This window comes from Solibacillus sp. FSL K6-1126, assembly GCF_038003445.1.
In the GTDB taxonomy this organism is placed as follows: domain Bacteria; phylum Bacillota; class Bacilli; order Bacillales_A; family Planococcaceae; genus Solibacillus; species Solibacillus silvestris.
Map to the genome: position 1 here is coordinate 3,871,690 of NZ_JBBOPD010000001.1, position 24,897 is coordinate 3,896,586.

21 protein-coding genes and 1 riboswitch are annotated in these 24,897 nt (G+C 39.1%); of the genes, 5 read left to right on the forward strand and 16 right to left on the reverse strand.

Annotation, left to right across the window (positions count from 1 at the left end):
• Nucleotides 1-18: 18 nt before the first annotated feature.
• Nucleotides 19-1,488: a nicotinate phosphoribosyltransferase gene (locus tag MHH44_RS19285; protein WP_340799377.1), complete on the reverse strand. Its 1,470-nt coding sequence runs from the start codon at nucleotides 1,486-1,488 to the stop codon at nucleotides 19-21.
• A 360-nt stretch (nucleotides 1,489-1,848) separates the two neighbouring features.
• On the opposite strand from MHH44_RS19285, the gene MHH44_RS19290 reads away from it, so the two are divergent.
• From MHH44_RS19290 to MHH44_RS19300, 3 genes are all read left to right on the forward strand, one after another.
• Nucleotides 1,849-2,190 (forward strand): P-II family nitrogen regulator, encoded by a 342-nt coding sequence (locus MHH44_RS19290; RefSeq protein ID WP_008408502.1) that lies wholly within the window; start codon nucleotides 1,849-1,851, stop codon nucleotides 2,188-2,190.
• 27 nt (nucleotides 2,191-2,217) lie between these two features.
• A complete protein-coding gene (locus MHH44_RS19295) occupies nucleotides 2,218-3,576 on the forward strand; it encodes an ammonium transporter (RefSeq protein WP_340799378.1) in 1,359 nt (452 codons plus the stop codon).
• Nucleotides 3,577-3,934: 358 nt separating this feature from the next.
• Nucleotides 3,935-4,906: a proline dehydrogenase family protein gene (locus MHH44_RS19300; protein WP_340799379.1), complete on the forward strand. Its 972-nt coding sequence runs from the start codon at nucleotides 3,935-3,937 to the stop codon at nucleotides 4,904-4,906.
• Between the two features lie 94 nt (nucleotides 4,907-5,000).
• On the opposite strand, the gene MHH44_RS19305 is transcribed toward MHH44_RS19300, so the two are convergent.
• From MHH44_RS19305 to MHH44_RS19350, 10 genes are all read right to left on the reverse strand, one after another.
• Nucleotides 5,001-5,615 carry a response regulator transcription factor gene (locus tag MHH44_RS19305; protein WP_008408499.1) on the reverse strand — a complete coding sequence of 205 codons (615 nt, stop codon included), beginning with the start codon at nucleotides 5,613-5,615 and terminating at the stop codon, nucleotides 5,001-5,003.
• Complete coding sequence (locus MHH44_RS19310) at nucleotides 5,612-6,748, reverse strand: sensor histidine kinase (RefSeq protein WP_008408498.1); 1,137 nt, start codon at nucleotides 6,746-6,748, stop codon at nucleotides 5,612-5,614. Before MHH44_RS19310 ends, MHH44_RS19305 begins: the two co-directional genes overlap by 4 nt.
• Before the next feature lie 88 nt (nucleotides 6,749-6,836).
• A complete protein-coding gene (locus tag MHH44_RS19315; RefSeq protein WP_340799380.1) occupies nucleotides 6,837-7,868 on the reverse strand; it encodes a fatty acid desaturase in 1,032 nt (343 codons plus the stop codon).
• 129 nt (nucleotides 7,869-7,997) lie between these two features.
• The gene (locus MHH44_RS19320) at nucleotides 7,998-8,510 is read right to left on the reverse strand and encodes a GNAT family N-acetyltransferase (protein ID WP_340799532.1); all 513 of its coding nucleotides are present in this window, start codon (nucleotides 8,508-8,510) and stop codon (nucleotides 7,998-8,000) included.
• A 69-nt stretch (nucleotides 8,511-8,579) separates the two neighbouring features.
• Nucleotides 8,580-12,011, reverse strand: coding sequence for a methionine synthase (gene metH, locus MHH44_RS19325; RefSeq protein ID WP_340799381.1), 3,432 nt, complete (start codon nucleotides 12,009-12,011; stop codon nucleotides 8,580-8,582).
• Nucleotides 12,004-13,848, reverse strand: a complete 1,845-nt coding sequence (locus MHH44_RS19330) for a bifunctional homocysteine S-methyltransferase/methylenetetrahydrofolate reductase (RefSeq protein WP_340799382.1) — start codon at nucleotides 13,846-13,848, stop codon at nucleotides 12,004-12,006. Before MHH44_RS19330 ends, metH begins: the two co-directional genes overlap by 8 nt.
• Before the next feature lie 102 nt (nucleotides 13,849-13,950).
• A riboswitch (SAM riboswitch) is annotated at nucleotides 13,951-14,048 on the reverse strand.
• A gap of 86 nt (nucleotides 14,049-14,134) precedes the next feature.
• Nucleotides 14,135-15,520 (reverse strand): protoporphyrinogen oxidase, encoded by a 1,386-nt coding sequence (gene hemG / locus MHH44_RS19335; protein WP_340799383.1) that lies wholly within the window; start codon nucleotides 15,518-15,520, stop codon nucleotides 14,135-14,137.
• Nucleotides 15,521-15,667: 147 nt separating this feature from the next.
• Nucleotides 15,668-16,159, reverse strand: a complete 492-nt coding sequence (locus MHH44_RS19340; RefSeq protein ID WP_340799384.1) for a chemotaxis protein — start codon at nucleotides 16,157-16,159, stop codon at nucleotides 15,668-15,670.
• A 142-nt stretch (nucleotides 16,160-16,301) separates the two neighbouring features.
• Nucleotides 16,302-17,144 carry a tetratricopeptide repeat protein gene (locus tag MHH44_RS19345; RefSeq protein ID WP_340799385.1) on the reverse strand — a complete coding sequence of 281 codons (843 nt, stop codon included), beginning with the start codon at nucleotides 17,142-17,144 and terminating at the stop codon, nucleotides 16,302-16,304.
• Between the two features lie 5 nt (nucleotides 17,145-17,149).
• Nucleotides 17,150-18,037 (reverse strand): LysR family transcriptional regulator, encoded by an 888-nt coding sequence (locus MHH44_RS19350; protein ID WP_008408490.1) that lies wholly within the window; start codon nucleotides 18,035-18,037, stop codon nucleotides 17,150-17,152.
• A 187-nt stretch (nucleotides 18,038-18,224) separates the two neighbouring features.
• Here MHH44_RS19350 and MHH44_RS19355 point away from each other — a divergent pair, with 187 nt between their 5' ends.
• Nucleotides 18,225-18,971: an alpha/beta hydrolase gene (locus MHH44_RS19355; RefSeq protein WP_008408489.1), complete on the forward strand. Its 747-nt coding sequence runs from the start codon at nucleotides 18,225-18,227 to the stop codon at nucleotides 18,969-18,971.
• Nucleotides 18,972-19,115: 144 nt separating this feature from the next.
• Here the strand turns inward: MHH44_RS19355 and MHH44_RS19360 are convergent, their stop codons facing one another.
• The 3 genes from MHH44_RS19360 to groES form a co-directional block, all read right to left on the reverse strand.
• Nucleotides 19,116-20,489, reverse strand: a complete 1,374-nt coding sequence (locus MHH44_RS19360; protein ID WP_340799386.1) for an S-layer homology domain-containing protein — start codon at nucleotides 20,487-20,489, stop codon at nucleotides 19,116-19,118.
• Between the two features lie 133 nt (nucleotides 20,490-20,622).
• Nucleotides 20,623-22,254, reverse strand: a complete 1,632-nt coding sequence (groL, locus tag MHH44_RS19365; protein ID WP_008408487.1) for a chaperonin GroEL — start codon at nucleotides 22,252-22,254, stop codon at nucleotides 20,623-20,625.
• Between the two features lie 116 nt (nucleotides 22,255-22,370).
• The gene (gene groES / locus MHH44_RS19370) at nucleotides 22,371-22,655 is read right to left on the reverse strand and encodes a co-chaperone GroES (protein ID WP_008408486.1); all 285 of its coding nucleotides are present in this window, start codon (nucleotides 22,653-22,655) and stop codon (nucleotides 22,371-22,373) included.
• Between the two features lie 276 nt (nucleotides 22,656-22,931).
• On the opposite strand from groES, the gene MHH44_RS19375 reads away from it, so the two are divergent.
• Entirely contained in the window at nucleotides 22,932-23,660 is a 729-nt protein-coding gene (locus tag MHH44_RS19375; RefSeq protein ID WP_008408485.1) for a CPBP family intramembrane glutamic endopeptidase, read from the forward strand.
• A gap of 91 nt (nucleotides 23,661-23,751) precedes the next feature.
• Here the strand turns inward: MHH44_RS19375 and tatC are convergent, their stop codons facing one another.
• Together tatC and tatA are read right to left on the reverse strand one after the other, a co-directional pair.
• Nucleotides 23,752-24,576, reverse strand: a complete 825-nt coding sequence (gene tatC, locus MHH44_RS19380; protein WP_065216311.1) for a twin-arginine translocase subunit TatC — start codon at nucleotides 24,574-24,576, stop codon at nucleotides 23,752-23,754.
• A 17-nt stretch (nucleotides 24,577-24,593) separates the two neighbouring features.
• Nucleotides 24,594-24,821 (reverse strand): twin-arginine translocase TatA/TatE family subunit, encoded by a 228-nt coding sequence (gene tatA / locus MHH44_RS19385; RefSeq protein WP_008408483.1) that lies wholly within the window; start codon nucleotides 24,819-24,821, stop codon nucleotides 24,594-24,596.
• Nucleotides 24,822-24,897 lie beyond the last annotated feature (76 nt).

Below are 24,897 nucleotides of genomic sequence, written 5' to 3' on the forward strand. Positions count from 1 at the left end.
AGCCAATGTCCTCACTCCTTATCGTTCTTCGAGTTCTGTTACCATATCGCGCACTTCCTGGATATTTCGCATTTTATTATCCCAGCATTTTTGGCTTAAATCGACCGGATATTCCTCAGGATTTAATGAACGTTTATACTCATCCCAAAGTAAATCCAAGTTATTGGACGCATATTCACGGATCTCCATTAAGGTTGGATTTTCATAAACAATCTCACCCTTGTCAATCACTTTCCGATGCAATTCCTTCGCTTCAAAGTTTGTTACGAATTTCGAGACAAATGTATGCACCGGATGGAACATTTTAATTCGTTCTTCAGCAGCAGGATTTTCATCAGCCATTGCGATATAGTCCCCTTCTGATTTCCCGCTTTTCTTATTAATAATCCGGTAAACTCTTTTTAAACCAGGTGTCGTTACTTTTTCAGCATTGGCTGAAATTTTGATCGTATCTTCCACTTCACCATGATCATTTTCAATGGAAACCATTTTATAGACAGCACCTAAAGCAGGCTGGTCATATGCAGTGATGAGTTTTGTACCAATTCCCCACATATCCACTCGGGCACCCTGCGCTTTTAGGTTTAAAATTGTATATTCATCCAAGTCATTTGAAACGATAATTTTTGCATCCGGGAACCCTGCTTCATCAAGCATTCGGCGTGACTCTTTTGAAAGGAAGGCAATATCCCCGCTATCTAAACGAATTCCGATAAAGTTAATCTTATCACCAAGTTCTTTAGCTACCTGTATCGCCGTCGGGACACCTGACTTTAATGTATTGTACGTATCCACCAAAAACACACAGTCTTTATGACGCTTCGCATAAGAATGAAATGCATCATAATCGTTTTTATACGCTTGAACCAATGCATGTGCATGTGTACCTGATACAGGAATATTAAACAGCTTCCCAGCGCGAACATTTGAAGTCGATTCAAAACCGCCGATCACTGCTGCACGTGCTCCCCAAACAGCTGCATCCATCTCTTGCGCACGACGTGTACCGAATTCCATCGCAATTTCCTTTTGGACAACTTGCTTGATACGGCTTGCTTTTGTCGCAATCAGTGTTTGGTAGTTTACAATGTTCAATAGAGCTGTTTCAATCAGCTGGGCTTCCACTAGCGGTGCTTCGATTCGTACAATTGGTTCATTCGCAAAAACAAGTTCCCCTTCTTCCATCGAATACATAGAACCCGTAAAACGAATTGTTTTTAAGTATTCAATAAAATCCTCTTTATAATGGAGTTCATCACGTAAATAAGCGATATCTGTTTCACTGAAACGAAAGTCTTTTAAATAATTCAGCATGCGCTCCAAACCCGCAAAAATTGCATAGCCATTCCCAAACGGTAATTGTCTGAAATACAACTCAAATACAGCTTTACGGTTATGCATCCCGTCTGCCCAATAGCTTTCTGCCATATTGATTTGATATAAATCGGTATGCAAAGCAAAACTGTCATCTACATACTTTTCGTTCATCGTAAGTTCCCTTCTTCCAAAACATAATTTAGTCATAGTATACACCATCTTGAATTAATTCGAAGTATGAAGATTCTTTCTTCCATGTTATCTACTTTTACATGGCAGTTAATTTTGCTGTGCTGGTTATATAGTTTTCCCCAATTGACTAAATAAAAAACGTTTCGGAATTGTGTCGGGCAGCCTACTACCGGATTTCACCCGCTTAAAAGCCCTATTTCTCCTTCCTTTTTTTGACATCATCTCACAATGCGATAAAACCAATCGAAAATACATGTTAATTTTCCTAACATTAGTTATTGATTTATCTTAAAATTCAATTTATCATGTTAGATAACATAACACAAGGAGTTGTTGAGCATGAAAAAGATTGAAGCGATTATTCGACCTGAGGTGTTTCCACAAGTTCGAGAAGGGTTGGCTCTTGAAGGAATTGATGGTTTAAGTATTTCTGAGATTGCTGGAGCTGGGCGACAGGAAGGTAAAATCGGATTGTTTCGCGGAAATTCTTTCTCAATGGAATTTTCGCAAAAGCTCAAACTCGAAATGGTTGTTGACAATGCCAAAGTTCAACCGATTATTGATGTATTATTGCGCGAAGCTTCTACAGGGGAAGTTGGTGACGGTAAGATTTTTATATACCCTGTAGAACAGGCGATACGTATCCGCACTAAAGAACTTGGTTCAATTGCAATTGACTAAAAATGTTCCTAAAAGGAGGAGTTTTTAATGACGAATGAAGCATTGGAATTATCGATTAACCTAGTTTGGGTAATGCTCGGGGCGTTTTTCGTATTCTTCATGCATGCGGGATTCGCGATGGTAGAGGCAGGGTTTACACGCTCAAAAAATGCAGTCAATATTTTAATGAAAAACATTTTAACGATTTCAATCGGAGGCCTTGTCTACTTTGCAGTCGGATATGCCATTATGTTCGGTGAAAGTTCAGGCGGATTGATTGGTTCTTCCGGTTTTGCTTTAAACGGTGTAGATGATATTGCATTTTTCGTTTTCCAGGCAATGTTTGCTGCGACATGTGCAACAATCATCTCAGGTGCTGTTGCTGAACGTACAAATATTACGGCGTATATCGCATTGGTCGTTATCATGACAGCTATTATTTATCCTGTTGTCGGACATTGGGTATGGCAAGGTGATGGATGGTTAACTTCTTTAGGCTTCGTCGATTTTGCCGGATCAACAGTAGTACATTTAACCGGCGCTGTTGGTGCTCTAGTAGTCGCAGCAATCGTTGGTCCTCGTATCGGGAAATATGCTAAAGGTGTCGTAAACGTTATCCCAGGTCACTCCATTCCACTTGGCGCATTAGGTGTTTTCATCCTTTGGTTAGGTTGGTACGGCTTTAATGGTGCATCAACATTGGCAGCAGATCCGGCATTAGTTCCAGGCGTTATTGCAAATACTTTCTTATCCGCATCTGCCGGTGTAATTGCTACCGCCCTTTATACAAGACTTCGTTACGGCTTTATCGATGGTTCTTTAACATTAAACGGTGCCCTAGCCGGTTTAGTAAGTATTACCGCCGGCGCTGCTAACTTAAGCATCGTCGGATCTATTATCGCAGGAGCTGTAGGTGGTGCTGTGTTAGTAGAAGCCGTCCGCTTTATTGAACACAAACTAAAAGTGGATGATCCGGTTGGTGCTGTTGCTGTACACGGTGTTGCTGGTATTTGGGGTACATTAGCAGTCGGATTATTCGATACTGCTGGCGGTGGTCTATTTTACGGCGGCGGTGCTGAATTACTAGGCGTGCAGGCATTAGGTGTAGTCGCAGTAATCGCATGGACTGCAAGTACTGTTGCCATTGCAACGTACATTATTAAAGCATTTATTCCTCTACGTGTTACACATGAAGAAGAAGTCCAAGGTTTGGATATTTCCGAACATGGCGCATACGCTTATGAAATGCAGGAAACTTTTAAAGGTCTTTCAAAAACAAATGACAGTTTTGCCCAACGTCTAACGAACCTAGGAAAAGTATCATCTACTTCCAATGTACAGGATAGCGGGACTAAAAATAAAGCTAAAACTGGGTTCCCGAATTCTTTAAGCTCAACTAAGAGCTAAAAGCGAAATGTGTGCCCCTTTCCCCCACACATTTTCGAACCATTCTTTCAATAGATTATCAGCTGAACAAGGAGCTGTTCTGAAAGTTTTTTTCAGGCGGCTCCTTGTTATTTTGCTTTCTACACTTAATAGATATATAGAAATTGACAGTGAAGGAGCAACATATAATAGAACTAGCTATTTACTTTAACAATGTATCGTTTGAAGTGAATCAATCAAAAACTATTCATCCTAATTATTTTATAATCGCATGCAAAAAATCAAAAGGGGTATAGACTAAGACCACTTCGAGTAATTTACGAGAATAGCGCTATGGTATAATTTTAAGAAAATGACGAATTTTAAGGAGATGTTTTTTATGGCATTACGTGACTTTTTCATTTCATTATCTGAAAACCAAACTCTTAGCAATGCAGCAGGGCAATACGGTTTAAAATTAGGCGCACAAAGCGTTGTTGCAGGGACAACAATTGAAGAAGTAATCGAAAGCATTCGAAAATTAAACGAGCAAGGAATTTCTTGCACCGTCGATAATCTAGGCGAATATGTTACTGATGAATCAGAGGCAACACAAGCAAAAGAAGAAATTTTAGCTATGATCGAAGCCATTCAGGTTGAAGAATTGGATGCACATATTTCCTTGAAACCTTCACAGCTAGGGTTGGATATCGATATCGATTTCTGCTACGACAACTTGTATGAAATTGTAGAACGCGCCCATGAATATGGAATCTTCGTCAATTTTGATATGGAAGATTATAAGCGACTTCAGCCATCCTTCGATATACTGGAGGAACTTGCAAAGTCATTCGATAATGTCGGAACAGTTATTCAAGCATACTTCCACCGTGCAAAGGACGATATAGAAAACTTTAAGAATTACCGCCTTCGAGTTGTAAAGGGTGCCTATAAAGAATCGGAAGAAGTAGCGTACCAGGATAAGCTTGATATTGATATTAACTTTATTGAGCTGATTGAATACCATTTGGCACACGGACATTTTACATCGATTGCCACACATGACCACAATATTATTAAGCATGTGAAGTATTACGTCGAGCAATATGATATTCCGAAAGAAAAATTGGAATTTCAGATGCTTTATGGGTTCCGTAAAGACTTGCAGCTGGAACTTGCACGCGAAGGTTATCAAGTATGTGTGTATGTACCCTACGGAAAAGACTGGTACGGCTATTTCATGCGTCGCTTAGCTGAACGTCCACAAAATATTAGCCTAGTGACAAAACAAGTATTCAATAAAAAGACAAACACTTTACTGGCAGTAGCAGCTGGAGCATACCTCCTTGGACGATTAACGAAAAAGAAATAACTGCCTTGCCTCAATTTAAAAAGACCCCTCATTTTGTTCAGAGACAAAACGAGGGGTTATTTAGTAGTGAATTAGTTTCATGCGCTTACAACAATCACATTTTCTTTTTATTCCAGCCTTTTTCTTTGAAGCGGGCGATTGCTTCGATTCGGTTGCCGACACCAAGCTTATCAAGTATGACGGAAATATAGTTTCGCACAGTACCTGCCGATAAATAGAGCTCAGCGGCAATTTCCTTTGTTGTCTTCCCTTCCGCAACAAGTTCCAGCACTTGGCTTTCTCGTTCCGTCAGCGGATTTTCACTGTCGTCTTCATAAACAAAATCCACTAGCTCCGGCGCGTAAATGCGACGTCCATCCATAATGATCCGAATGGAATTGACAAGTTCCTCAATCGGACTGTCCTTCAATAAATAACCGCGCACTCCCGCTTTTCTTGCACGTTCAAAATAACCTGGTCGCGCAAACGTCGTTAAAATAATTATTTTACATTCGCTTCCTCTTAACGCTTCGGCAGCATCCAACCCAGTTTTGATCGGCATTTCTATATCCATAATACAAATGTCCGGATTCAGTTCTGTCACCATCTCGATGGCTTCTTCCCCATTTTTGGCAAGGCCGACTACTTCAATATCCTCTTCCATGCTAAGCAGTGACTTCATTGCCCCAAGCAGCATCCCTTGATCTTCTGCAATTACAATTCGAATCATTTCACGTTCTCTCCCTTTTGATGCGTGATCGCCAACGGTATTTTCAGCACAACCGTCGTCCCTTCATCACTCTCTATTTCAAGTGAACCATTGATAAATTCAACACGCTCCTGCATCCCTTTTAAACCATTTCCGCTGATTAATGTATTGAAGCGTTCAAAGCCAACCCCATTATCTTGAATCGTCATTTTGAATTCATCATCACTTTGATAAAAGCTAATACGGCAAATCGTCGCTTTACTATGTTTGACGATATTTGTAACTGCTTCCTTCAAGCACATACTAATAACATTTTCTGCTAAAATCGGCATTTGAATTTCACTTTTATCGCCATTTAACCGCAGTTTAATCTGTGCAGCTTTTAAAATTTGTTCTACACGGTAAAGCTCTTCCTCAATCCTTACAGTCCGCATATCGGCTACAAGCTCACGTACTTCTTTTAGCGCGACACTCGCGGTTTGACGAATATCCTTTATTTCCAAAATGGCTTGTTCTGGATTTTTTTCAATTAATCGTGCAGCTAAATCACTTTTCAATCCAATCATTGAAAGTTTTTGACCAAGTGTATCGTGTAAATCACGTGCAATACGCTGGCGTTCTTCAAACACCGTCAATTCAGAAATGCGTTCCCGCGCCGTTTCCAGCTCACCTTCCAAATTTTCCCTTTTTGTTCTTGAATAGAGTGTAAACGGTAATAGCACAACACCTAGCATATTAATAATAATAAACGGTGTTTGCGATAAAAATAAGTCAAGGAAAATGAAATACCCCCCGACAATAGAAAGAACGGTAAAGCCTATATGTAAGCCATACATAATATAAAATCCAACTGGCTGTTTAATATTACCGATGAAAAACGCGGTAAACAATGCCAAATATACGTAGCCAAATACAAGTGTCATTGCGATATTCAGCAACATTTGAAAGCTGATCCACATATATTTCAGCCCAGGTCTAGCACTGAATGAAAAATAATGACATAAGAAATAACTTAAAATTAAAGTGATCCCTAAAATAATCTGCCATAATGTGAACGATTGTATAATGAAGAAAAATGGCATAATACAAAATATTATCCATATATAAATACTCAACATCGGACTTTTCGGGATGATACTATACCATGTTTGCATAATTGCCTCGATTCTCTTTTTACCTATATTCTATAATAAAACAGGTACCTCAAGCTATAAATTGAGGTACCTTAATTTTTGTATAAAGTTAGTTTGTAACAGTTCGGTCACGCGTTGCCTCAAGTTCTGCCGCTTCTTTAAATGTAATAAAGCGGTAATTTTCGGCATCGTATAATTTGTAGCGAATTGATTCTAAGCTTGTCTTTATTGTAATCGTCGTTGCCTGTTGAAGCGGCTTGATCGACTCATGTGCATCTTCCAGCTTATAGTTCGGTACACGCGGTGACAAATGGTGTACGTGGTGGAATCCGATATTTCCTGTAATCCATTGTAGTACTTTCGGTAATTTGTAGTATGAACTTCCTTCTACTGCAGCTTTTACATAATCCCACTCCGAATCAACTTCAAAGTATGAATCTTCGTAAGTATGCTGAATATAGAACAGCCAGATCCCTAATGAACCTGCAATAAACAATGTTAAACCATGTACTAATAAGAATGTTGACCAACCAAATATTAAAATAAGGGTTGTACAAATAACTAATAATGCGATGTTATTGAAATACGTGTTTAAGCGCTCTTTACGCTTTGCATCTTTACGATTAAAACGATTCAGTATAAGTACCATAAATAGTGGTCCTAAACCGAACAGGACAATCGGGTTACGATATAAACGATAACCTAAACGACCTAATTTTGACTTTTCAAGGTATTCATCAACTGTCAGCATATCGATATCGCCAATCCCGCGCTTATCCAAATTTGAACTTGTTGCGTGGTGAATCGTATGCTCACGTTTCCACTTTTCGTAAGGGAAAGATGTCACAATACCTGTAATATTACCGATAATGGCATTCGCCTTTTTGCTTTTGAAGAATGAACCGTGTGTACAGTCATGGAAAATAATAAATGCACGAATAACAAATCCTGAAGCAAGGATACTACATAACGCCGTATACCATGGAGAGTACTGGAGCAATATATAACCCGCCCCCCAAATTAATACAAGTGGTACAAGCGTATTTAATATTTGTTGAATACTAAGTCGCGTTTCTGACTTTGCGAACGGTGCAACATCTTTTCTCAGCTGCTTTGTTTTATCTGCATGTGTGCTTACCATGTGTCGATCCCTCTTTCCACAAAAATTATTAACCTAATCATATAAAAAGGAGAATCATGATAAAATGCTCAAACATCATATTTTTTTTATGACAGTTGTCATATGACCTGGTAACAACAAGTGTTCCTTCTAATTCTCCTGTGGAATTTTTGGTCCATCCAAATCTAACTGGTAAAACACCAGATCCAGCCAATTCCCGAATTTATAACCCGCATTGCGGATTGTTCCGCTATATAAAAATCCGAATTTCTCATGTATTTTAATACTGGCGATATTTTCTTTATCAATACAGCCAACCATCGTCTTTACACCTTTTACTTTTGCTTCTTCAATAATTGCATTCATTAGTTTACTCGCAATCCCTTTTTTATAATGATTTTTATGAACGTATACTGAATGCTCTACTGTATATTGGTTGGCTGGATAGGCACGGAAACTTCCGTATGTCGCATAGCCTGCAACCTCTCCGTCTTCTTCAAATACGAATAGCGGATAATCTGAAGCCTGCTTTTCTTCAAACCATCGCAAACGGTCTTCCAATGTCTGTTCCTTGTACATGTAAATCGCTGTGGAATTAAGAATATTATCGTTAAATATTTCCAAAATAGTCGGTATATCTTCTTTTGTTGCACGTCGAATCATCATTTCTTCCTCCTAAAGGTCGCAAAACCGCCTTACCTCTAATAAGGTAAAGCGGTATTTTTAAATCAATTATACATTAAAATAACGAGCATCCGGGTGGGCAAATACAATAGCTGATACACTTGCTTCCGGCTCCATCATAAAGCCTTCTGTTAAATGTACGCCAATCTTTTCCGGTTTTAATAAAGAGAACAGCTTCTCCTGATCTTCCAGGTTCGGACACGCCGGATAGCCAAAGCTGAATCGCTGCCCTTGGTATTTTGCCGCAAATCGATCACGCATCGTAAAGTCTGTTGCATCCGGGAAGCCCCACTGGTCACGGATTTCCTGGTGGATACGCTCCGCAAATCCTTCCGCAAGTTCAAGTGCAGTCGCTTGTAATGCATGGCTTTCCAAGAACTTTCCTGCTTGTTTCAGTTCATTTGCTTTTTCACTTACCCCTTTACCTGCTGTAACGACCATTAACGCAATATAGTCCATTTCACCGCTGTCTACCGGCTTTAAATAATCCGACAAACATAAAAATGGGGCTGCTTGCTGGCGAGGGAATGTAAAGCGTTTGATTTCAGTTTTTGCATCGTCCGGGCTGTATACGACAACATCATCGCCATCGGATTGCGCCGGGAAAAATTGATACATTCCAGAAGCACTTAATCCGCCGCTTGTTAAATAACCATTTACTAAATCCGTTAATAAAATCGCGCGTTCATCTTGGTCTGCAAGCAATTGTTCCAAGTTCCCTTTAAGCCCTAAATGGTGTCCGATCAATGTACGCATATTCACATACGGATGTAAATGGGCTACCGAATAATCCGGTTTAATATGCGGTACTAAATCTTTTGGCTTCCATACCGCCGCATCCCCAACTGTTCGTACCGGCTTTTCGAGAACCGCCACCGCTGGACGTGCCGCACGTTTCGCATCTGATTCCAGACGCTTTTCTCGTGCATCGCGCAGTTCTTCTATGAATACATGACGCTCGTTAGTATTCATTAAGCGATTCGCCTGTTCTAAACCTTGCATTGCATCTTTTGAATAGATTACCGGTCCATCATACTGATCGGCAATTTTCGTCTCAGTAAAGCGACGTGACAATGCCGCGCCTCCTACTAATATCGGAATATCAATACCGGCTTCTTTAAAGTCTTGTGCCGTAATGACCATTTGCTGAGCCGATTTTACAAGTAAACCTGACAATCCAATAAAGTCGGGTTTTTCTCTTCGAATTGTTTCAATCAGCTGTGCAGGTGTTACTTTAATCCCTAAATCTACAACACGATAGCCGTTATTGCTTAAAATAATGTCGACCAGGTTTTTCCCGATATCATGAACATCGCCTTTTACTGTCGCCAAAACCATTGTCCCTTTATTGGCACTCGTATCGCCCTTCTCCATAAACTGCTCTAGATGAGCGACCGCTGCTTTCATGACACCGGCACTTTGTAGCACTTCCGCTACAATCAACTGGTTTTCGTTAAACAGCTTGCCGACTTCCGCCATCCCTGCCATTAATGGTCCATTAATAATATCAAGCGGTGTATCGAATTTTTCGAGTGCTGCATTTAAATCTTCAATTAACCCTTCCTTCGTACCTTCCAATATGTAATACGCAAGACGTTCTTCCACTGTCGCCGGTAATTCTTTTACGACTGCATCTTTCTTTTTATCACGGTAAAAGTCAGTAAATACAGCGAGTGTTTCATCATTTGTATTGAAGATTAAATCGTTCGCCAGCTTGATTTCTTCTTCAGGAATCGATGCATAGCGCTCCAGTTTTTCAGTATTTACAATCGCATAGTCCAAGCCTGCTTGTGTACAGTGATATAAGTACACTGCATTTAATACTTCACGTCCAACTGGCGGTAAGCCGAACGAAACATTACTTACACCGAGCACTGTTAAGCAGCCAGGTAAATGTTCTTTAATGAGGCGAATTCCTTCGATTGTTTCTTCAGCGGCACCAATATATTGCTCATCACCTGTACCTACCGGGAACATTAACGGGTCAAAGATAATGTCTTCTGCTGACATGCCCCATTTTTCTGTTAAAAGCTGAAAAGAACGCTTCGCTACTTCAAGCTTTTGCTCACGTGTAATAGCCATTCCAGTTTCATCAATCGTACCGACAACAAGTGAAGCCCCATATTTTTTCACAAGTGGCATAACAGCATCGAAACGCTCTTCTCCATCTTCCAAGTTAATCGAGTTAATAATGGCCTTCCCTTGCGAAAACTTCAGTGCGACTTCCATTACTTTTTCATCTGTAGAGTCAATTACAAGCGGTACTTTAACTTTTTTTACAACTTCCTGCATAAAGTTTTTCATATCTTCTACTTCATCGCGGTCAGGGTTTGCTAAACAAATATCGATGACATGTGCCCCGTTTTTTACTTGTGCACGTGCAATTTCTGCAGCTTCTTCAAACTTTCCGTCAACAATCAGGTTTTTGAATTTACGTGAGCCAATTACATTCGTACGCTCCCCGATAAATAATGGACGCATCGATTCATCATATTGCAATGGCTCGATACCTGATACGACATGTCCGTGCGTTACATCTTTCGGCTCGCGTGGTTTATAGCCATCTACAGCTTCACGGATCGCCGCGATATGTGCTGGCGTTGTACCACAGCAGCCGCCGACGATGTTCAACCAGCCTTTTTCTGCAAAGCCTTGCAGTTTTTTCGATAATGACTCCGGTGTTTCATGATAGCAGCCTTCCTCGTCCGGTAAACCGGCATTCGGATAACAGCTAATATAACCATTTGAAAGCTCTGCCAATGAACGGATATGATCGGTCATAAATTCCGGACCTGTTGCACAGTTCAGTCCGACAGACAACGGCTTAATATGCTCAATAGAAATATAAAATGCTTCAATTGATTGCCCGGCAAGCGTTGTTCCCATTGGCTCAATTGTTCCTGAAATCATGACAGGCAGCTCTTTGCCAAGTTCCTCAAATGCACGGTGAATGGCAATCGTTCCTGCTTTAACATTAAGCATATCCTGGGAAGTTTCCATTAAGAGCAAATCCGCTCCCGCTTCAATTAGTGCTTTTGCCTGGATATAAAAGTTTTCTTCCAGCTCTTCAAATGTTATACCGCCTGTTACCGACAATGTTTTAGTCGTTGGCCCGATTGCACCTGCGACAAAGCGCGGCCATTCTGGTGTCGAAAACTCTTTTGCAGCCTCTAGTGCAATTTCAACCGCCCGCTTATTAATTTCAACTGCCTTGTCACCTAAGTCATATTCATCCAACACGAGTGGTGTTCCACCAAACGTATTGGTACAAATAATATCAGCGCCTGCAGCTAAATAGGCACGATGAATTTTACTCAATACATCAGGTCTTGTCAGTACCAGGTTTTCATTACAACCGTCTAAGTCTTCTCCGCCAAAATCTTCATATGTTAGGTTTTCTGCCTGAAGCATCGTCCCCATGGCACCATCGATGATAAGTATTCTTTTTTGTAATTGCTCATGAATCGGGTGATTATACATTCGACTGAACTCCTTTACTTTCCACATCATATTGTTTTACATAGTCCATTAATTCCAGCGTCATATCATAGCGTAAAAACGGTGTAATTAAATAAATACCGTTAAAGTATTCACATGCTGTATCGAGCAGCTCTTTAGCAATCGCGATTCCTTCTGCTGTCGATGCTTCCTTGTCATCCCCACAGGCAGCCATGCGCGCAAGTACTTCATCGGACAGTTTAATGCCCGGTACTTCATGATGTAAAAATTCCGCGCTGCGTGAAGATGTTAGTGGCATAATCCCGATATAAATCGGTGTTTCCAAATGCTTCGTCGCCTCATAGATTTCGATAATCTTTTCTTTCGTATAAACCGGCTGTGAAATAAAGTAATCTGCTCCATGCTCGATTTTCTTTTCTAAACGGGCTACAGCACGGTCCAGTACACGAACATTCGGATTAAAGGCAGCGGCTACCGAGAAATTTGCCTGTTTACGCAGCGATTTCCCAGTAAAAGAACCACCTTTATTTAACTGCTTAATTAGAGAAATCAGTTCCATTGATGAAACATCATATACGCTCGTCGCCCCCGGGAAATCCCCTACTTTTGTCGGGTCCCCTGTCACGACAAGAATATCATGAAGTTCCAGTGCATCAAGTCCCATTAAATGTGACTGAAGCCCAATTAAATTTCGGTCACGGCATGTCAAATGCGGCAATGAACGAATTCCTTGCTCTTTTAAAATCGCAGCCATCGCGATATTACTGATGCGCGGTGAAGCAAGTGAGTTATCAGCCATCATAATGACATCGGCTCCTGCTTTAGATAACTGTTTTGCCCCTTCTACAAATCCGTCAATTTCCAGATGACGTGGCGTATCCAGTTCCACTATAACTGAACGTTCACGTTTTGCTTTTTCGTGGAGCGGCTCCTGTTTACGTGGCTCCGGAATTCGGACAAATTGTGTATGGCCGGGTTTTTCTTCTTTTGTTTCAATTGGCTGCATATTCGCCAAACGTTTTTTTACGGCTGCAATATGCTTCGGTGTCGTCCCGCAGCATCCGCCAATTAAACGGACACCTTGGTTTACGAGTTCAACTGCTGCACGTGCGAAATAATCGGTTTCCGACTCATAAACTACTCGACCATCTTCAATGTCCAATAATGATGCATTCGGATAAGCTGATAAAAAAGCTTTATTCGGTAAATTAACCCCTTCAAATGCCTGAATTGTATGGAAAGGACCTAATCGGCAGTTACTCCCAACAATATCTGCACCTAACCTTTCCAAGTCTTGAAACGCTTCATTTAACGTCATTAAATTTTGAAGGACACCCGGTTCCTGCATCGTCACTTGAGCAATGATCGGCAAATCGGTCATCGAACGTAATAGATGGACACAATGCGATAATTCTTCAAAATCGTAATACGTTTCCAATAAAAATCCATCCGGTTCACCTGCTAGTAATACTTCCGCCTGTTCTTGGAACGCAGCTAAAATTTCATCTAATGTTGCATCACTTTTACGAATTCCCCGAATACCACCGATTGTTGCCAGAACATATTGCCCATCCAGGGAAGCTGCCCGCTTTGCGATCTTTAACGCTGCTTCATTAAACTCCTTCACACGACTTTCATAGCCATAACGTGCAAGCTTAATACGGTTAGCTCCATATGTATTGGTCTGAATAATATCTGCACCTGCCGCAATATATTCACTATGAATTTTCTCTATAATATCAGGACGGGCAATATTCATTTCTTCATGGCAATAATCCAACCCATATGAATAAAGAAGTGTCCCGATTGCTCCGTCGGCTGTTAAAACCCGTGTTTGTAATTCTTCAAGTAAACCCATTGCCTTCACTCCATCATTTACAGTATTTTCAGTATTTTAACGATACAAAAAAGCCTTCTTTCATTAAAGAAAAGAAGGCATAGTAGTTATCGACTTAATCCCTTCTCATCTTCTGGCATTCGCCACTGGATTTAGCACCTGACTTAATGTTGGTTGCTGAAGTTTCATCGGGCCAGTCCCTCGACTTCTCTTGATAAGAAATAATATGAATTTTTGAAATATTTAAATGAATCATAACGTTATCTAATACGTCCGTCAATACCCTTTAGCTGAATGAAGTATTTCTTTACATAATTCGACTAATAATGTGTTCAGCTGTTTTTTTGCCGTTTTGAATACAAGCACCGATTCCTACTCCGAAATAGGCACATCCCGCTAATAGAACATTCGGGTAATCCGTTGCCAGTTGCTGTATAACTTTTGATAAGGCTTCATTATGCGCCAAATCATAGCGCGGCATTTGGTCAATCCACTTTGTTACATTAATGACAGTTGGATCCGCTTCAACACCTAAGCTGAGACGAATGTCTTCCAATGCAACTTTTGTCAGTTCTTCATCTGACATGGCTGCCAACTCTTCATAGCGCGGATTAATATCTTTATAAAACAAGCGAACGAGTAAATTGCCTTCTGCTGACGTATGCTTCCATTTACGGCTCGTCCATGTCGATGCATTACAAACTAAATCACTATTATGCGAAACGATAAAGCCGGTACCATCAGCCGGTAATATATCGTCCGGTACATCAAAGCCAACATACATCGTTAAAGTAGATGCCGTCGTGAACTTTTTCAGCTGTTCCTCTAATGAATCATCCTGTATTACATGACGTACCGTCTCATTTGGAACGGCCAGTACAACAATATCTGCCAATATTATTTCATCTTCCAGCACGACTTCATATTGCTCACCTTTTTTTAGAATTTGCTTTGTTACTGTCTTTCTCATGAATTCAACTTCCGGCAGCTGTTCTTCTATACGATTGATTAATGCTGATAAACCCGGACGGAAAGAAATAAACTTCTTATTCGCAGCTTTTTCGAATTGCTCGCGATGTGCCTCGAAGCCTTTAATAATCGATCCGTAGTTGTTTTTATAATCCACTAAATACGGCAATGTAGATGCCAGGCTTAATTGATATAAATCGCCTGAATAAACTCCTGCCAATACTGGGGCAATTTGCTTTCGAACAATTTCTTCACCTAAAAAATATTCTAAAAACGTACCGATAGAGCTTTCTTTAGTAAATTTAGTATTCGGGATTTCTAAATCTTGAAGGGCCCTCTTCTTTCCTTCTTCTGAAATTAACGTACTCGACATGAGCGATTCTACACTCATCGGAATACCGAATGTCGAACCTGCCGGAATAGCATACAGCTCGCTATTCGTATGAATGTAGGAAATACCTGTTTCGTTATAGACAAGCTCTGATTCAAAATTAAGCTCCTTAACAAGCTCCAATACCCCTGAATGGCGTGCTACAATTGAATCAGCCCCTGTTTCCATAATAAAACCTTTATCGTATTCGGAATGAATTTTTCCGCCTAAATATGCGTTCTTTTCAATCAGTATTAACCGTGCTTCCACGTTTTGCTCATGCATTTTATTTTTCAGATAATGCATCGTACATAGCCCGGTAATTCCTCCACCTACAACTACTACTGTTTTCATATCCATTCTCTCCTATTTCGTTCGCTTCTCTTCTTATAGTATAAACTTTTTCATACGAAATATGGTCAGCTGGGTATTACAATTTTCAGAACCTCATAAGAAAAGCCACCCTCCCTCGACATATTCCCAGGTAGGATGGCCTCTATTTTACTTATAAGAAAGTTGCTTTGTCAGGGAAATTATTTCTGCTTCCAAAGATGTAGAACGTTTATCAAAATAGCGTATACGTTCATTGCTGCGGTTTTCTAAATGTTTGTTAAGATCTAGCATATTTACAGCGTCGCTGGCAAATAGCTTTAAAGTACGAACACCAGATTCAATTTTCCGAACTTCTTTTCCATATACAAGTGCGGTATTGTCTGTTGTTTTACCTTTTTTCAATTCCAAAATATTCATATTAATAAGCTCATCAATTTGATCGTAACGTTTGTTTTGTTTATCAGTCATCATTTGAATTTTTTGTTTGTATTTAATAACATCTTTATGGTCTAATCCAGTTTGGACATAGCTTTTTAAATATTCGACAATTGTACCTAGCGTCGTCAGATTCTCTCGCTGTTCTAATAGCATTTGTTGTAGTTTTTGAATACTATCCTCATTATGATCAGAAGAGAATTGTTGGACTGTAAACATATACATAAAAATTCCCCCTTCTTAATACTTTCCCCTTATAATATATTTCCTATTTTCCATTAAAATTAAACCTATATTTATCAATGAAATAGGTCTAATTTATGACAAGGAAATAGAAAATCAAAACTTTTTAGTATCTATTACATTATTATTCATATATATCGTTATTTAGAACTTTTAGCTTTTCTTGCCACTTGGCAGCTTCTGCTATATCCCTCTGTTCGTAGTATCTTACTACTTTTTTTGTTGCTTCCATGTCTCCCAGCAAGCTTGCTTTTTTATAGTAATGGATTGCTTTTTCATTATTTCGTGCTACCCCATGACCATTTTCATAGCAGTAGCCGATATTAAATGTTGCATCAACATGAAACTGTCCGCTCGCTTTTAAAAACCATTCCAACGCTTTTTCATTATCTTGCTGTTGACCGAGCTCTCCTGAAAAATAAATCATACCCATTCGGTACATTGCTTCTTCATCTTGCTTTTCTGCACTGCGGGAATAGTAAGCAAAGGCTTGTGATTCATCACATTCGGTACCCAATCCTTTTTCATACATGATACCGAGTGTAAACATTGCTTCAGCAATACCGAATTGCGCAGCCATCTTAAACCAGCTGAGCGCTTGTTGCTCGTCGACTGCTGTTCCCTCACCGTTCAAATACATATCTGCTAAATTATTCATTGCATCAGGGTGGCCTAAATGTGCAGCACTTTTATAAAGTAAAAATGCCTGCTGCTCACTCCCTTTTTCACCAAGCTCCTCAAAATAGCAGTTTCCCAGTTCATACATAGCTTCTCTGTTCTGCTGCTCACTCGCCTTGCACAGCAATCCGTACATTTCGTCATATAGCCCATACTCTTTATATAATAAGGCAGTATTAACCATCGCCTGTTCGTCTCCATTACATGCTGAGATAAACTGCTCTAGCCACTTTTCCTCATGCTCTATTTCATGTTGTTTAAGCCATATTCTAAATTGACTTTGCTCCATATTGTTCACTCTTCTCTTTGCTGAAAATACTGCAGTAAATATTGTTTAAACTCAGATGCTGCTGGAGGCAAATAACGATTTTTTGCCCATGAAACACAAACGGAGCGGTAGCAAGGCGGATCCAACTTCAAACGTTTTACTTTATAGTGATCTAGCCCTTTAATATTCGGAATTACGGATATGCCCATTCCGGCACCAACAAATCCTGCAACTGTATGCATTTCTTCAGCAGCAAATGTTGTATTCAACACGATGCCCTGCTCTAAAAACAGCTCATCCACTAATTGACGGAGCGAATTTCCCTTTTTAATCGCAATAAACGGTTCATTCTTCACTTCATCATATTTAACAGCATCTTGCTGTGCTAACGGATGTGTTGTGGGGACAATGACAAAAAGCTCTTCCACAAATAATTCTTCCGTCTCTATTTCAATTACCCTTGATTCTATTTTTTGCGAAAGACATAAATCGATGGCCCCCTCTTCAAGCCGCTTTAATAAGCTTAACGAAGTCGCCTGCGTTAAAGAAAACTGCATGTTCGGAAACGCCTCGCTCGTTGAAGCAATCAGTTCTGGCACTATTTCCATACCTAGTGTATGAATAAAGCCAAATGACACTTCTCCAGAACCCGGTTTGATAATATCTTCAAATTCTTCTTTAATCCGATCGTATTCATCCAAAATGACATTGACACTTTGCAGAAAAAGCTCGCCAAAACGGTTGAGATAAATCGATCTTCCTTCACGGTTAAAAAGCGGTACACCTAAATGTTGTTCGATGTTCGCAATCGATTTACTTAACGCCGGTTGGGAAATGGCTAAAACCTCTGCCGCACGTGTCATATGTTGCATTGTAGCAACGGTTTTGAAATATTGAAGCTGTTCAATCTCCATTTTACATACCTCACATCATTCATAACTTTTTTGCATCAATATAATAAAAATAATAAATTGTACTTATATGTTTATACTCTTTATAATAGTCGATAACAACAGGTTTTCATATCAAAATTATTTTTAAATTTCAAGTGTTTTTTTGAAGTTTTGTAAAATTGACATAAAAAAAGGAGTCTAATTGACAATGAAACTCATCGCGCCGAAACCTTTTACAATTGAATCCGGAAAACGTGCCGTATTATTGCTGCATGGCTTTACCGGCAATACAAATGATGTAAAACGTTTAGGAAAATATTTAGCGGATCGTAACTATACAGTACATGCACCATTATATAAAGGCCATGGTGGTGGCCCTGACTTATTAATTCAATCTCAACCCGCTGAATGGTGGGACAGTGTTATAGAAGGCTATGATGAATTGCGTAATCGTGGCTATGAAGAAATTGCAGTAGCAGGTGTTTCTCTAGGCGGCATCTTCTCTTTAAAGCTTGGCGAAGAACGTCCGACAAAAGCGATTGTTACAATGTCTGCTCCAGCAACAGCCAAATCAACAGATAGTTTACAAAATCGGATTATTGACTATGCTATTAACTATAAAAAGTTATCGGGCACTTATGATGAATCAGTTGATAGCCGTAATAAAATTGCGGAACTTGTGAAAATGCCTTCATTAAACTATTTACAAAATATGATTAATGAAACAAGTGAAAAACTAAATGTTATCAACACTCCGGTCCACATTTTACGTGGCTTGGAAGATGATGAATATTATTGTGAAAGTGCAGATCTAATTTATAGTTCAGTAAATTCACGAATTAAATCAGTTAAAACTTTCATTAATTCCGGACATATATTAACATTAGGTAAAGAACGTGAATTAGTGTTTGAAGAAATTTACCGTTTCTTTGAAGGGTTAAAGTGGAAGGAATAATTATCACCACTTTAGCTGATAATTGACATTGTGTCCCCTTGCAAAAATCCCCGTTTTTGCAATGATATAGACGAGTTTGCTTTTGTTTACTCGTCAGCAAAAAACGAGCGTTAAATGGATCCCCGTCCATTTAACGCTTGTTTTTTATTGTTTATTTATTGCCAGCACTAAAATTTTCGCTATTTGAGCACGTGTGACATTGCCTTTAGGTGAAAATGTTGTAGCACTTGTTCCCTGCACTACGCCCGTATCATATAAAAAAGTAATCGCTAACTGTGCTTCACGATCATAGTTCGCTATATCTCGGAAAGGCGCCAGTTTTGCCGGTTCGTATTGCTGCCCAGCTTGAACAGTTGAAAAACGCATTAAAATTAATGCTAACTGTGAACGTGTAATTTTGCCCTGCGGATTAAAATTTCCGTTGTTTTCTTTAATTAGCCCCGCTTCATATGCAGCGGCAATCCCATTTTGAGTTTGCTGTGCATAATGACTAATATCATTAAAAGGTGCTTTATTTTTTGCAGTTAATCCAAAGGCCTGTGAAATGACAGATATTACTTGAGCACGCGTCATATTGGCATTCGGCTTAAATGTACCATCCTCATACCCATTCATAATACCCTTTGCATAGACAACATCAATATAATCTTTGCCCCAATGGTTTTGAATATCAGTAAATGGCGCTTTTACAATCTCGCTATCTGTTGTATTTTCTTCTGTTTCTTTAAACAAGGCATTCAAATAATCCTTCATCATCGCATCCGCAACGACTTGATAACCTGCTTCACTTAAATGAATATTTTTAGGGTTCGGTAAATACGTTTTTGCGTCCGTTGCAATCTGTGCTGCCACTTCAGTAAATATACCACCATTATCTTCTACAATACGCTTCATTGAATTATTCAAATTCGTTACTAGCATGTTTAGCTGTTTCTGAATTGCCGGATCTTCAATATAAGGAAACGGATTGTAAAGTCCCATGACGATCATATCAACTTCAGGATTAATTTTATATATGTTGTCGAAAATCTTTTTATAGTTTACCGCAACATCCTGAATGCTCTTAATAACACCTGCTGTATCAAAACTCAACTCACCCGTTTCAGAGCGATTTACATTCTTTAAAATATCATTTGCTCCAACACTTAATGTAATCAGGTCTGCCTGATGAATCGCTTCCTGGATTGCTGCTGATTTTTCCGAAACACCACTTAAATCGTAAATAGGTTTAGTGACATTTTCTTCAATACCCTTTAAAACGTCGACTGTTGTATATCCTGGATAAGAAAAACCTTTATTGAATACAATCTGGCTTTTCTGATCTTGGTACTGTTTAGCAAGTAAGTCAGCATAACCAAAACCAATTTCACCGTTTTCATTCATTCCCGCTGCCAGTGAGTCACCAAGCGCTACATAATGAAACGACTTACTTTCATCTTCTGCCTGCACTATATTCGTGAATGGTAAAACGAGTTGTAAAACGAGCACAAGTGCCAGTAAAACCGAAAACTTTTTCATCCAATTCCCCCTTATTTTGGAACATTTCTATATTATAATTTATCGATTATTAAAATACAAAACAATAAAAAATCGATTGCTTTGCAAAGAACAAAACAATCGATTTTTATAAATAAGTCGGATACTTATCGGATTACATCATTCCTGGCATACCCATGCCACCCATGTCCGGCATACCGCTGCCTGCTGGTTCTGGAATATCTGCAACTACTGCTTCTGTTGTTAAGAACAGTGAAGCTACAGAAGCTGCGTTTTGTAATGCTGAACGTGTAACTTTCGCTGGGTCAACTACGCCTGCATCAACCATGTTTACCCACTCGCCTGTTGCCGCATTGAAGCCAATACCTACTTCTTCACGTTTTAAACGGTCAACGATAATTGAACCTTCTAAACCAGCGTTTTCAGCAATTTGACGAACTGGTTCTTCTAAAGCACGTAAAATAATACGTACACCTGTTGCTACATCGCCTTCTACTTGATCCAATACTCTTTCAACTGCCGCATAAACATTTAGAAGTGCTGTACCACCACCTGATACGATACCTTCTTCTACTGCTGCACGAGTTGAGTTCAATGCGTCTTCAATACGTAATTTGCGCTCTTTTAATTCTGTTTCTGTTGCAGCACCAACTTTTATAACTGCAACACCGCCAGCTAACTTCGCTAAGCGCTCTTGTAGTTTTTCTTTATCAAATTCAGAAGTTGTTTCAGCAAGTTGCGCACGGATTTGGTTTACACGACCAGCTACTGCATCAGTGTTACCAGCACCTTCAACGATTGTTGTGTTATCTTTTGATACGATAACTTTAGCAGCACGACCTAAAGTTGATAAGTCAGCTGATTTTAAATCTAAGCCAAGATCTTGTGTAATTACTTGACCCCCAGTTAATACAGCAATATCCTCTAACATTGCTTTACGACGGTCACCGAAACCTGGAGCTTTTACTGCTACAGCGTTGAATGTACCACGTAATTTATTTACTACCAATGTTGCAAGTGCTTCACCTTCAACATCTTCAGCAATAATTAAGATTGGGCGACCTTGTTGAACCACTTGTTCTAATACTGGTAAAATCTCCTGAATGTTTGAGATTTTTTTGTCTGTAATTAAAACGAATGGATTATCAAGTACTGCTTCCATTTTATCCGTATCTGTTACCATATAGTGTGATGCATAACCACGGTCAAATTGCATACCTTCTACTACATCTAATTCTGTTGTAAAACCTTTTGATTCTTCAATTGTAATAACGCCGTCGTTTCCTACGCGCTCCATCGCATCCGCAATGTATTGACCGATTTCTTCATCAGCCGAAGAAATTGCCGCTACTTGTGCGATAGATTCTTTATTTTCAACTGGACGTGCAATTGCCTGAAGCTCTGTTAATGCAGCAGCAACCGCTTTATCCATACCTTTACGAATACCTACTGGGTTAGCACCAGCTGTTACGTTTTTAAGTCCTTCACGAATCATAGCTTGAGCAAGTACTGTTGCAGTTGTTGTACCATCACCTGCGATTTCATTCGTTTTAGAAGCTACTTCCGCTACTAATTTTGCACCCATATTTTCATATGCGTTTTCTAACTCAATTTCTTTTGCGATGGATACACCGTCATTTGTAATAAGTGGAGAACCGAATTTTTTCTCTAAAACAACGTTACGTCCTTTAGGTCCTAAAGTTACTTTTACAGCGTTAGCTAATTTATCTACACCAGATGCCATTAATGAACGTGCTTCTTCTGAAAACTTAATATCTTTTGCCATAATTCATTTTCCTCCTAAATTTTACGATCTATTTTTTTGATTTATTGTTTATGAAGATGTGCAGCTAGCAAAGCTTAGTATGTATAACTAGCTGCAATTTTCTTTTGATTTTGTAATTATCCGACAATTGCAAGTACATCGCTCTCACGCAGGATTAAATATTCTACGCCGTCGTACTTCACTTCCGTACCAGAGAATTTAGAGAAGATAATTTCGTCGCCTTCTTTTACGTCAAGCTCAAGACGAGTGCCGTTGTCAAGAACACGACCTGTACCTACTGCCACTACTTTACCAGTTTGTGGTTTTTCTTTTGCTGAGTCGGGTAAAACAATACCAAATGCAGTTTTTTCCTCTACCTCAACAAGTTCGATAATGATGCGATCTCCTAATGGTCTTAACAATTGAAACAACCTCCTAAGAAATTTTCTATTTTTAGCACTCTCGTTTGTCGAGTGCTAACACATTTATTAGTTTAATGAATTCCATATTTTTTTGCAAGTATGTGCACTAAAAAATTTTGATTTATTGGCAAATTCCTCTACAATAATGTTAAATGTATAACAGTGGGCTATCATAATAGCCCATATTAAACTCTATAATAGAAGGTACAGCATTCCACATACTTTTTTGGGATGTGTAATTCTACTAGTCAGTAAGAGAAAGAAGGTTTTTCATCCGTGACTTCCCGTTCATCAGATAAGTTCAAAACGCAGAAGACCGCATTCTATGTGTTAATAACTTATATCATCTGTCAGTTATCAGTCTTATTACTTATATTCATCCCAGGCTTAAAAGATTCCCTTTTACAACTATTTTCTGGTATGTCTGAGCAGGATCAACTTATAAAATTATCTGCTTGGTGGTCAACTATTTCATTTGCGGTTGCCTTTATTGTGAGTTTTATATTAATCTCCCGCAATAAGCAATTTTGGGATGTATTTAAAGGGGAAAAGGCATCAATTGGTGCTTCTATTGGTTGGGGTATCATCGGTTTCTTCCTTGTCTTTTTAGGGCAGACAATCGGCGCATACATTGAGCTTGCTTTAGGAATTGATATGGGCTCGGAAAATACCGAAGCCATTATGAGTGTCACAAAGGTAGCGCCGATTATGATTATTGCGACTGTCTTATTAGGACCAATCTTGGAAGAGCTTGTATTCCGTCGTGTAATTTTCGGTTCAATTATACAAAACTATAATTTCTGGATTGCGAGCATTATTAGTGCAATTGTATTTGCTGCGATTCATATGGATTTTACACATATTTTACTGTATACAATTTGCGGTATGATCTTCGCATTTTTATATCATAAAACAAAGCGCCTTCTCACACCGATTATCGCGCATATTCTATTAAATGGTTTCGTCACATTTATCCAAATGAATGCCGATAAGTTTCAAATATAACTTTTACCCGCTATTTTACATAGCGGGTTTTTTAGATAACCTTCTTTAAAAGGAAACTAAAAAAACGCTACCAAATTCGATAGCGTTACCATTAACTGTTATTCATCTGCTCCATTTGCCGACGCTGCATTTCGAGTAGCTCTTCTACCTGCAGCTCACGCTCTCGTTCCTCTTCTGCTAAAATTCGCTCTTTTTCTGCCACTTCATATTTTCGATAACCAAGACGTGCAATGACAATACTTACTTCATATAAAATAAATAGTGGTATTGCAATAATGATATTCGATACTAAATCAGGCGGCGCGAGCAATACCGAAATCACGATTAATACAAAATACGCATATTTTCGGAATTTCACCATGAGTTTCGGATTAATAATTCCGAGACGTGAAAGAAACAGTGTTACAACAGGCAATTGAAACAGCACCGCAAAAGGCACTATTAACTTAATTAAAAATGAGAAGAATTCATTAATACCAATTGTTTGCGTAATATTCAAATCATTGGATAAATCCGTCATAAAGCGCATAATAAATGGAAATAACACAAAATAAGCAAAGGCTATTCCCCCTATACACAGTGCAAAAGCATACGGAATATATTTCAATGTTGCCTTACGTTCAGCCTCATGCAAACCAGGTGTTATAAAAGCCCATAGCTGGTATAGCAGTATTGGCGATACAATAACGGCAGCTACAATAAATGTAACTTGTAAATACACGGTTAAAGGATCTGCCGGACTAAATGCATTCATCGAAAAACTGGCAGCTAAATCGCTGCGTTGAATGTATCGAATAAGTGGTTTCGCCGTATAGAATCCGACGAAAAGAGCCATCACGAAGAAAATCGCCACGAAAAATAAGCGCTTTCTAAGCTCTTCCATATGTTCAACTACGGTTAATTCTCTTGAATTCATAGCAATACATCCTTATTTTACTTAACTTCGTTTTTTTCGTTCTCTTTATGTTCAATCACTTTTTTCTTTGTATCAAAATCGTCGTCGTCGTCTGTCAAGCCTTTCGTAGCGCTACGGAATTCACGTAAAGTTGTCCCCATTGCACGACCTAATGATGGCAATTTTTTGGGACCGAATATTAGCAAAGCAATCAGTCCAATGATTATTAGGCTCACAGGTGTAATCGCATTTAAATGTACAATCACTATAGCCACCTCCTCTATTATTATGTATATTTTACATTAATTAACTAGAATTTGCTATTTATAGTAATGAACATTT